The sequence below is a fragment of the Caballeronia sp. J97 genome (genome assembly GCF_905220305.1).
GTDB lineage: Bacteria > Pseudomonadota > Gammaproteobacteria > Burkholderiales > Burkholderiaceae > Caballeronia.
Genome location: NZ_CAJMZL010000012.1, coordinates 190,069 through 200,793, shown reverse-complemented (window position 1 = coordinate 200,793; position 10,725 = coordinate 190,069). Strand labels below are relative to the sequence as shown.

General features: G+C 65.4%; 9 protein-coding genes. 4 read left to right on the top strand and 5 right to left on the bottom strand.

What is annotated here, in order from left to right; translation table 11 throughout:
• Positions 1–11: 11 nt before the first annotated feature.
• From U4Y90_RS17845 to U4Y90_RS17825, 5 genes are all read right to left on the bottom strand, one after another.
• Positions 12–818, bottom strand: a complete 807-nt coding sequence (locus tag U4Y90_RS17845) for an FkbM family methyltransferase (RefSeq protein ID WP_321796433.1) — start codon at positions 816–818, stop codon at positions 12–14.
• Between the two features lie 237 nt (positions 819–1,055).
• Positions 1,056–2,378: a lipid IV(A) 3-deoxy-D-manno-octulosonic acid transferase gene (waaA, locus tag U4Y90_RS17840; protein WP_321796445.1), complete on the bottom strand. Its 1,323-nt coding sequence runs from the start codon at positions 2,376–2,378 to the stop codon at positions 1,056–1,058.
• Positions 2,379–2,410: 32 nt separating this feature from the next.
• Positions 2,411–3,295, bottom strand: a complete 885-nt coding sequence (locus U4Y90_RS17835; protein WP_321796431.1) for a Kdo hydroxylase family protein — start codon at positions 3,293–3,295, stop codon at positions 2,411–2,413.
• Between the two features lie 62 nt (positions 3,296–3,357).
• Positions 3,358–4,353: a lipopolysaccharide heptosyltransferase I gene (gene waaC, locus U4Y90_RS17830; RefSeq protein ID WP_321796429.1), complete on the bottom strand. Its 996-nt coding sequence runs from the start codon at positions 4,351–4,353 to the stop codon at positions 3,358–3,360.
• A 148-nt stretch (positions 4,354–4,501) separates the two neighbouring features.
• The gene (locus U4Y90_RS17825; protein ID WP_321796427.1) at positions 4,502–5,902 is read right to left on the bottom strand and encodes a phosphomannomutase/phosphoglucomutase; all 1,401 of its coding nucleotides are present in this window, start codon (positions 5,900–5,902) and stop codon (positions 4,502–4,504) included.
• Positions 5,903–6,355: 453 nt separating this feature from the next.
• Between U4Y90_RS17825 and U4Y90_RS17820 the strand changes: the two genes are divergently transcribed.
• The 4 genes from U4Y90_RS17820 (at position 6,356) to galE (ending at position 10,714) form a co-directional block, all read left to right on the top strand.
• Complete coding sequence (locus U4Y90_RS17820) at positions 6,356–7,618, top strand: oligosaccharide flippase family protein (protein WP_321796426.1); 1,263 nt, start codon at positions 6,356–6,358, stop codon at positions 7,616–7,618.
• A complete protein-coding gene (locus tag U4Y90_RS17815; RefSeq protein WP_321796425.1) occupies positions 7,615–8,421 on the top strand; it encodes a glycosyltransferase in 807 nt (268 codons plus the stop codon). Before U4Y90_RS17820 ends, U4Y90_RS17815 begins: the two co-directional genes overlap by 4 nt.
• Positions 8,422–8,514: 93 nt before the next feature.
• The gene (locus U4Y90_RS17810) at positions 8,515–9,654 is read left to right on the top strand and encodes a glycosyltransferase family 4 protein (protein ID WP_321796424.1); all 1,140 of its coding nucleotides are present in this window, start codon (positions 8,515–8,517) and stop codon (positions 9,652–9,654) included.
• A 25-nt stretch (positions 9,655–9,679) separates the two neighbouring features.
• On the top strand, positions 9,680–10,714 hold the full coding sequence (galE, locus tag U4Y90_RS17805) for a UDP-glucose 4-epimerase GalE (RefSeq protein WP_321796422.1): 1,035 nt from the start codon (positions 9,680–9,682) through the stop codon (positions 10,712–10,714).
• Positions 10,715–10,725: the final 11 nt, after the last annotated feature.

Sequence of the window (10,725 nt, the reverse complement as noted above, 5' to 3'; positions counted from 1 at the left end):
AAAAAAAAGCGCTACGCGAGCGCGATCGAGTTCGAAATCGAGACCGCGTTCTCGCCCACCTGAACGAAGTCGCGCTTCATCTCGACGTGCCATTGCAGGAAGTTGCGGCTGTTGGATTCGCCCGGAAGCATCCAGTCGTGCAACTCGATCATGATGACCGGGAACATGTTCAACGCATCGCAATGCCGCGAGAACAAGTCCGACTCCGCCCCTTCGATATCGATTTTCAGAATGAACGGCGTCACGCCGGACGCCGGCATCACGTCTTCGAGCGTCAGCGCGTCGACGGCATAACCCTTCTCGACAGGCTGCTCGGCCGTGCGAAAAGCCCATTCGCCGCCGCCCGGATCGTTGAGATAGAGCGTGCCGCGCTTCGCCGCGATCGCGGCGTTCACTGGCGTGATCGACGAAAAGGCCTGCGCGTTCTTTTCCAGCAGCGCGAAATTCGATACGTCCGGCTCGATGGCGACGATCTTCGCCTTCGGATACGTGAGCGCGTACCACACCGCGGCAGCGCCGATATTCGCGCCGGCATCGACGATCAGCGGATTCTCGCAAGCCTCGTAGTACGCGGTGATTTCCTTCGCGCGAACGAGATGATCCATCGCGTATTCGCGCAGAAAGAAAATCTGTCTGCAGACCGAGCGATCCGCCGGGCACGGCCGATACTCGAAGCGCCTGTTGCCCGGAAGGACGAGACCATGCGCGCCGTAGCGGACGGTGCCCCACGCGTCGGCCGGTCCCGGAGATGGCCGCAGCAGGCGCAGAAGTCCCGGCGGCATCATGTCTTTGACGACGGACTTGATCAGATCTTGCATGCGCGTCCTCGCAAGAGAATGGGAAGCACGTTCGCAGGCATCCGGCCACCTTCTGTCCGTTCGAGCGGGCCGGCTCGGGAAATCAGTATCCCTCTAAGTTTTTTGACGTTCAACCCTCGTTTTATCAGCAGAATGAGGGGTTTTGTCAGATGATTTGCGGAAGAAAGCCGGACATGACGCGCGGCTTGTCCGATGCGGAAACAGACGATCGACGGATCTTCGCGAACTCGACGACGCTCACTTCGCCGAGTCGTTTTCCTCGTCGAGCAACGCGCTCAGCACGCTCACCGTGCGCTCCGTCGCGCCGCGATGCCGCGCCGCGAAAGCCGAAGCCGCCGCGCTCATCGCGAGACGCCGCGCACGGTCGCCGAAGATTTCGCGCAGCCCGCGCGCCAGCTCCTGCGGGTCTTGCACGCGCAACGCGGCGCCGGCCGCGATGGCGTCGTTGGTCGCCTGCGTGAAATTGAAGGTATGCGGGCCGATCAGCACCGGCACGCCCGCCGCGCAGGCTTCGATCAGATTCTGGCCGCCGAGCGGCAACAGGCTTCCACCGATGAACGCCAGATCCGCCGCGGCATAGTACGCGCCGAGCTCGCCCATCGAATCGCCGAGCAGAACCTGCACGCTCGCCGGCAACGGCTCCGGCACGTCCGCGCCCGATCCCGCCGCGGCCGGCTTCGGCGCCCACACCGAACGGCGCGCGCTCGTGAGCCCGAGGCTCGCGATCAGCGCCGACACTTCATCGAAACGCTGCGGATGACGCGGCACCAGAATCAGCAGCGCATCGGGCACATTGAGCGCCGCGAACGCGCGCAGCACCAGCGTTTCCTCGCCCTCGCGCGTGCTCGCCGCGACCCACACGGGCCGGTCGCCGATCGCCGCGCGCCACGCCTGGCCGCGCGCGACCAGTTCGGGCGGCGCGGTCATGTCGAACTTCAGGTTGCCGAGCACCGCGACATTGCGCGCGCCGAGCGCCGTGAGCCGCTCGGCGTCGGAAGGCGTCTGCGCGAGCACGCGCGAAAAGCCGCCGAACACTTCGCGCACCGCGCGCCCGAATTTCGCCGCGCGCCGGTACGACCGCTCCGACATGCGCGCGTTCGTCAGCACGAGCGGCATGTCGGCGCGCTTGCATTCGTCGATGAGCGTCGGCCAGACTTCCGTCTCCATCACGATGCCGAGCGACGGCCGCCACGCGCGCAGGAAGCGCCGCACGAGGACGGGCAGATCGTAGGGAAGATAGCCGCGCAGCACGCGATCGCCGAACAGCTCGACGCCGGTCGCGCGTCCGCTCGGCGTCATGTGCGTGAGCAGCACGCGCGCTTCGGGATGCGCCTTCATCAGCGCGTCGATGAGCGGTTGCGCCGCGCGCGTTTCGCCGACCGATACCGCGTGCACCCAGATGAGCGGCGCGAGATCGTCGGCGCGGCGCGCGGGAATGCGCCCGAAACGCTCGCCGATATGCTCGCGGTAACCGCGCTCCCGGCGCGAGCGGATATAGAGCCGCAGCACCGCGAGCGGCGCGACGATCCACCAGAGCGCGCGATAGACGAGCCTCAGCACGGAAGCCGAAGCGGCCGGAGAGGCGGCGCCGCTCAAACGAGCGCCCGGCCCTTCAGGCGCTCGAGAATGCCGAGCGGCGCGCAATCCGGACGCGCCATCGCCTTGACGGGCAAAAAGAAGGTCTGCTCCATCATGAACTGGCCGGACATCACCGCGTGCGAGGTGTGATCGGAGAAGCAGACCCACACCGAGCCGGGCGGAAACGGCATCGTCTCTTGCGGCGAGGTCTTCTGGTAATCAAGGTCGGCCTTCATCGCGTCATGCAGATTCAGCATCAGATGGTCGTACTCGCTGCGCGGCGACTTCGTGATGTGCAGCAGATTCATGAGCCACGCCGATCCGGGCGCCTGCGCCTTGATGCCGGGCAGAAAGCGCCTGGCCATGTCCTCGAACGGTTCGCCGACACGCCACACGCGCGGCGCGCCTTTCGGATTGATATTGGTGAACACGCGCAGGATGCGCTCGCCGTAATTCGGGCGCGACGGGAAAGCGTCGACGTGCAGGCGGCTGTCGTCCTTGCGCCACGAGGTCTCGCGCGTTTCGACCTGATGCAGCCTGAGGCTCGTCGGCGCGACGCGCAGCTTGCCGTCGTATTCGGGAAAGAGCCCGTCGACGAGCGAGCGCGCATGATCCTGATAACGCTTGATGAGCGAGCGCACCGCCGATTGCATCACGTTGTCGCCGAGCACGCCGGCGAGCGCGCCGCCGTTGGGCGCGAGACTGATGTTCTTGCGCTTCGGGTCGGCGATCTTCGGATCGAGCAGCGCGAGTTCGCCGCCTTCGACCGGAAAACGCAGATTGGGAAAATACAGCACCTTGCCGTTTTCAACGCCGGCGAGCAGCGTTTCGCGCGGCACGGACAAATTCCTGCCTTGCCAATCGCCCGAGGCGACTTCGATGATTTGAGATTCCGTCATGTGTCTACGACCTTGAGTTGCCCGCGCGCGTCGAGAGCGCACGATGAAAACGCTACGGCAGGCTACAGCAGGCCGAAGCCCGCGAGCGCGGTCTTGACTTCGGAAAGCGTCGGATGCCGGCTCGCGTCGCCGAGATTGACGACCTGCGGCGACCAGTAGCCGCCGGTGCGCCATGCGGTCGAGAAATTGTACAACTCGACGGTCGGGCGCTTCAGCGCCGCGGCGATATGCACCAGACCGGTATCGACGCCGACGGTCGCCGCGGCCCCGTCGATCAGTCCGACCACCGCGGGCAGCGACATCTTCGGCGGCACGATTGCGGCCGCGCCGAATTCCTTCGCGAGCTTTTCGCTCGTCGCGCGTTCGGCCTCGCTGCCCCACGGCAGGACGATCGACGCGCCGCGCGTGACGAGCGCCTGTCCGAGCTCGATCCACGCGGCTTCGGGCCATTGCTTGTCGGCGCGCGAGGTGGCGTGCACGAACACGACGTACGGCACCGGCAGGTTCAGCCCGAGCGCGGAGACGGCGAGCGTCGCGCGGCGCGTGTCGAGGCCGAAGTCGATGTCGTCGCTCATCTGCGGTTTCGGCAGATCGAGCGCCGCCGCCACGAGTTGCCGCGTGCGCTCGACGACGTGCGTGCGCGGCTCGATCGGCACGCGCCGGTCGTAGAAGAAGCGCACCGGCCATTCGTAGCCGGCGCCGTCGGTGCGGTTGCCGAGCCCGACGAGCGGCCCGCGCGCCCAGCTCGCGACCCACGCGGTCTTGATGAGCCCCTGGCAATCGATCACGAGATCGTATTTTTCGGCGGCGAGCTCGCGCTTGAAGGTGCCGATCTCGCGCCAGTTCGCGGGTGACGCGAACGCCCGGCGCCAGCGCCTGAGCGAGAACGGAATCGCGCGGTGCACGCCGTGAACCAGTTCGACGAGACTCGCGAAGCTTTCCTCGACGAGCCAGTCGATCTGCGCATCGGGATAGCGGCGGCGGATGTCGGCGATGGCCGGCATGTTGTGAACGACGTCGCCGAGCGACGACACGCGGACGATCAGGATCTTTTGCACGCTGTGAGGAGAAGGCGCGGACGGCGCGGCGCAGTGAGCAGGAAAACGGGGATTTTAGCGCGGCGCGTGCATCGGATAGGCAAAAAAAGCGGCGCGATCTCATCGATCGCGCCGCTTTTCATCGGGTATCGGGTGATGCCCGCGAAACTCAGAACGGCAACTTCGCGTCCGGCTTCTCCGCCAGAATCACCCGGCGAAAATCTTCCTGAATACGCTTCAGCGCCGCGTCGCTGTCCGCTTCGAAGCGCATCACGACGACCGGCGTCGTGTTCGACGAGCGCGCGAGGCCGAAGCCGTCCGGATATTCGACGCGCAGACCGTCGATCGTCAGCACGTCGTCCGCGCCGGTGAACTTCGCCGATTTCTGCAGACGCGCGATCAGCTCGAAGTTCTCGCCCTCTTCCAGCTTCAGTTGCAGTTCCGGCGTCGACAGCGAATTCGGCAGATCGTTGAGCAGCTTGCTCGGGTCTGCCACGCGCGAGAGGATTTCGAGCATCCGCGCGCCGGTGTACAGGCCGTCGTCGAAACCGTACCAGCGATCCTTGAAGAATACGTGACCGCTCATTTCGCCCGCGAGCGGCGCGCCGGTTTCGCGCAGCTTCGCCTTCACGAGCGAGTGGCCCGTCTTCCACATGACCGGCTCGCCGCCCTGCTCGCGCACCCACTTCGCGAGATTGCGCGTGCACTTCACGTCGTAGATGATCTGGCCGCCCTTGTTGCGCGACAGCACTTCCTGCGCGAACAGCATCAACTGGCGATCCGGATAGATGACCTGCCCGTCTTTCGTGACGACGCCGAGACGGTCGCCGTCGCCATCGAACGCGAAGCCGACTTCGGCGTCGGTTTCCTTGAGCGCCTTGATCACGTCCTGCAGGTTTTCCGGATGCGCCGGGTCCGGGTGATGGTTCGGGAAGTTGCCGTCGATCTCCGTGAAGAGCTCGACCAGCTCGCAGCCGAGCGCCTTGAACAGACGCGGCGCGAGACCGCCCGCGACGCCGTTGCCCGTATCGACGACGATCTTCATCGCGCGCACCGGCTTCACGTCGGACACGATGCGATCGAGATACATCTGCGACACGTCGAACTCGGTGTACGTGCCTTCGCCCGTCGTGAAGTCGCTGTCGGCGATGCGCTTGTACAAGCCCTGAATCTGGTCGCCGTAGATCGCCGCGCCGCGCAGCACCATCTTGAAGCCGTTGTAGTCGGGCGGATTGTGGCTGCCCGTCACGACGATGCACGAATCCACGCGCCGCTCGCCCGACGGCAAGGGCAGCGGCACGCTCGCCGCGAAGTAGCCGACGGGCGTCGGCACCATGCCGATATCGACGACATCGACGCCGGCGGCGCGCAGGCCGTCCGCGAGCGCGCCGACGAGTTCGGGACCGGAGAGACGGCCGTCGCGCGCGACCACGACCGAATCGCCGCCCTGCTTTCTGATCTCGCTGCCGAATGCCTGGCCGATGCTCTTCGCGACATCCTTGTCGACCGTCTTGCCGACGATCCCGCGAATGTCGTAGGCCTTGAAGATGGATTGGGATACTTGGCTCATGAGATGGCTACCTCTTCTCTATTAATTGATGGTTTCTCGGCGATGCAGCCATGAGGGCATGCAGGTCGTGACGGTTGGCGCGCCGGTGCAGCGTGCAGAGCGCGCGAACGACTGCCAGATGACGTATCGAATTCTGCCTATGCGTCTGTTAAATCAATACGAAAGAAACAATTCGAAGCAAATGGATAAAAATCGGAGCAGCGGGGCGCGCCGCGGATCGCACTTTATAATCGCTGTCTTTCGGCGCTCTCGTGGTTGCGCGCGCTGGCACAAACCCGGTTCAAGCCTGCGCGTTCATTCTAATCCAATGCTCAAACGCTCTTTCGCCTCGATGCCTTCGAATGAGGCGCGTCTGCGTGCAAACACACAAAACTTGACCGATCGCCCGCATGCGCGGGGCGGTCAGGCTCGGATAGCACGCGGCGTGCCCGCCTGCGCGGCGGGGCGCGCCGCATGAAGGCGTTGACGCGCTCCGGCAATCCGGACGTCGCTCGCGCGCTCGCCAACATCGTCTGGCTCGGGCTCGAGCGGCTCACGCAGATCGCGGTCGCCATCGCCATTTCGGGTTTGCTCGCGCGCTATCTCGGCCCGGACGATTTCGGCAAATGGCAATACGCGAACACGCTGCTGCTCGTGATCGCGCCGATCACCTGGGTCTGCGGCGCGGAGATTCTCGTGCCGACGATCGTCAACCGCAGCCCCGCCGACACCGGCGCGGTGCTCGGCAGCGCGTTCGTGCTGCGCATGGGCGTCTCGGTCATCGCGCTCCTCGCGACCTGGACCTGGATCGCGGCGGGCGGCACCGACCCGATGGTCGGGCTGATGCTCGCCGGCCTCGCCGTCACGATGCTCTTTCGCGAGCCGTTCATCGGCGTCGTCAATTCGTGGCTGCAAAGCCTCACGTACAGCAAGCCGCAGCTCATCGCGAGCATGGCGGCGGCCATCGTCAAGGCGGCGCTCGTCTTCGCGCTCGTGCGCGCGATGGCCGCGCCGCCCGCTTTCGGCTGGCTCTGGGCGCTCGAAGCCGCGGGCATCAGCGCCGCGCTCGTCGTGTATTACATGCGACGTCACGGCGGCACGCTCGGCTGGCGCTTCGATCGCGCACTGTTCAGACATTTCGCGAGCGCGGGCACGGTGTTCTGGCTCGGGCTCATCTGCATGTATCTGTTCCTCAAGCTCGACCGGCTGATGCTCGCGCATCGCGTGTCGTTCGCGGAGCTCGGGCTTTACTCGGCCGCGCAGCAGTTGAACGAGAACTGGATCGCGCTCGCGCTGATGCTCTCGCAGACCATCGCGCCGGCGTTCGTCTATCGCGTGCAGGAAACCGCGCGGCTCAAACGCAACCTCGCGCGCCTTTTCGCGATGACCGCCGCGCTGATGATCGCGGGCGCCGCTGTCCTCGATGCGCTCGCGGGCTTCATCATCGGGCACGTGTTCGGGCCGAACTACGCGGGCGCCGCCGATATCTTCCGCTGGGCCGTGTGGCTCTCCGTGCCGGCGGGCATCGAGGCGATCGGCAATCTCGTCGTGCTGAAATATCAGGCGAAGTACGTGCTGTTGGCGAAATGGCTGTTCGCGCTCGCGGTCGCGTTCGCGGTGAATACCATCGCGATCCCGCACATGGAAGGCCATGGCGCGCTGATCGGACTCGCGGCGGGCTATGTTGCGGCGGCGTCGGTGAACTTCTACTACATCCGTCTCCGGCTGCGCGCATGAACGAACTCCACGATGTCGCCGTGCTGATGCCCGCGTTCAACGGCCAGGCCGATGTCGAACGCGCGCTCGCGTCGTTCCGGGAAACGTCGGCGGTGAACGTGCTGATCGTCGACGATGGCAGCGCGCCGCCGATCGTCGCGCCCGTCATCGACGGCATGCGAATCGACATTCTGCGCATGCCGCGTAACGGTGGCATCGAGCGCGCGCTCGAAGCGGGCATCGCGGCGCTCGCCGCGCGCGGCGTCCGTTACGCGGCGCGCATCGACGCAGGCGATCTCGCGACGCCCGGCCGCCTCGCGAAGCAGCGCGCGTACATGGAGGCGCATCCGCGCGTCGCGGTCGTCGGCATGTGGACGCATGTCGTATCGACCGAAGGCGCGCCGCTCTTCGATCTCACGCCGCCGACCGAGCCCGCCGCGATCCGCCGCATGATGCTCGCGCGCACGTGCTTCACGCATCCGTCGCTGATGCTGCGTGTCGATGCGGTGATCGAGGCCGGCAACTATCGCGCGCGGTATCGCGCCGCCGAGGACCTCGACCTGATTCTGCGGCTGCTGCAGCGTCACGACGGCGCGAACCTGCCCGAGTTCGGCCTCTTCTACGAGCTGAACGAGAGCGGCATCAGCGCGACGAAGCGGCGCGCGCAGGTGATGTCGACGCTGCGTCTGCAACTGCGCCACCTGCGCGCGACGAATCCGCTCGACTGGGCCGGCGTCGCGAAAAGCATCGCGCATCTCGTGTTGCCGTATCGCGCGTTGCGCGGCCTCAAGTCGAAGCTGCTGAAGCGCGCGTCGTCGGCGTAGATATTTTTTCTTTATTTATGCGCTACGTTGAGCGCACGGCGAATCCGCGTGAAGCATGTCGCGCGATCGATGCCGTCGAACCATGACTTCCGGATGACGAAAGAAAAGCCGAATCTTCGCATTGCCCTCGTCTGCAACACGGCGTGGGCGATCTACACCTACCGGCAAGGCGTGCTGCGCATGCTGACGTCGCGCGGCGCGCAGGTGACGATCATCGCGCCGCGCGACCGCACCTTCGAGCCGCTCACGGAAATGGGCTGCCGCTGCGTCGAGTTGCCGGTCGCATCGAAGGGAACGGACCCGCGCCAGGATCTGAAGACGCTCGCCGCGCTGTATCGCGAATATCGGACGACGCGTCCGCACATCGTGTTTCACTACACGATCAAGCCGAACATCTACGGCTCGCTCGCCGCGATGCTCGCACGCGTGCCGTCGATCGCGGTGACGACGGGTCTCGGCTACGTGTTCATCCAGAAGAGCCGCACGGCGCAGGTCGCGAAGCGGCTGTACCGTTTCGCGTTCCGCTTCCCGCGCGAAGTGTGGTTCCTGAATCGCGACGATCACGAAGCATTCCTGCACGAGAACCTGCTCGCGCATCCGGAGCGCGCGCGGCGGCTGCACGGCGAAGGCGTCGATCTCGACGAATTCGCGTTTGCCCCGCTGCCCGCGCGCGAGGATTTCGTGTTCATCCTGATCGGGCGGCTCTTGTGGGACAAGGGCGTGGCGGAATATGTCGAGGCCGCGCGGCGGATTCGCGCGAAGTTTGCGCACGCGCGCTTTCAACTGCTCGGGCCGGTCGGCGTCGACAATCCGAGCGCGATCAGCCGCACGGATGTGCAGAAGTGGGAGGCGGAAAATATCGTCGAATATCTCGGCGAGGCGAACGACGTGCGGCCGCTCGTCGCCGCGGCGGACTGCGTCGTGCTGCCGTCGTATCGCGAAGGCGTGCCGCGCACGCTGATGGAAGCCTCGGCGATGGGCCGCCCGATCGTCGCCACCGACGTGCCCGGCTGCCGCGAAGTGGTCGAGGACGGCGTGAACGGTCTGCTCTGCGAGGTGAAGAGCGCCGACAGCCTGACCGATGCGCTCGAGCGCATGCTGACGCTCACCGCCGACGAGCGCGAAGCGATGGCGCTGCGCGGCCGCGAAAAGGTGGCGAGTGAATTCGACGAAAAGAATGTCGTCGAACGCTACAAGGGCACAATACATGCCATCACCGGCATTTCACTTTGATTTCACGCAATTGGGAGAGCACAAGATGAATGGCAATCAGCCGACGAAGGGCACGATTCTCGTGACGGGCGGAGCGGGTTTCATCGGCTCGCACACGTGCGTCGAACTGCTCGACGCGGGCTTCGGTGTCGCGGTCATCGACAATCTCGTCAACAGCAAGTCCGAGTCGCTCAAGCGGGTCGAGGCCATCACCGGCAAGCGCGTCGCCTTCTACGACGCCGACGCGCGCGACGAAGCCGCGCTCAATCGCATCTTCGACGCGCATGACATCACCGGCGCGATTCACTTCGCGGCGCTGAAGGCCGTGGGCGAATCGGTCGCGAAGCCGGTCGAGTACTACAACAACAACATCGGCAGCCTGCTCGCCGTGCTGAAGGTGATGAACGAGCGCAACGTGCGCAACTTCGTGTTCAGTTCGTCGGCGACCGTCTACGGCGTGCCGAAGAGCGTGCCGATCGACGAATCGTTTCCGCTGTCGGCGACGAACCCTTACGGCCAGTCGAAGCTCATCGCCGAGCAGATCCTGCGCGATCTCGAAGTGTCGGATCCGTCGTGGCGCATCGCGACATTGCGCTATTTCAATCCGGTCGGCGCGCATGAGAGCGGGATGATCGGCGAAGATCCGGCGGGCGTTCCCAACAATCTGATGCCGTACGTCGCGCAGGTGGCCGTCGGCAAGCTGGAGCGCCTGCGCGTGTTCGGCAGCGATTACGATACCCATGACGGCACCGGCGTGCGCGATTACATTCACGTGGTGGATCTGGCGCGCGGGCATATCGCGGCCATCGACGCGCTGACGAAGCTCGACCGCAGCTTCGTCGTGAATCTCGGCACGGGGCAAGGCTATAGCGTGCTCGACGTCGTGAAGGCGTTCGAAGCGGCGTCGGGCAAGCCCGTGCCGTACGAGCTCGTGCCGCGCCGCCCGGGCGATATCGCCGCCTGCTACGCCGATCCGGCCGCCGCCGCGGAACTCATCGGCTGGCGCGCGGAGCACGGCATCGAACGCATGTGCGCGGATCACTGGCGCTGGCAGTCGCAGAATCCGCAAGGATTCGCTTAAAAGCGTCAAGG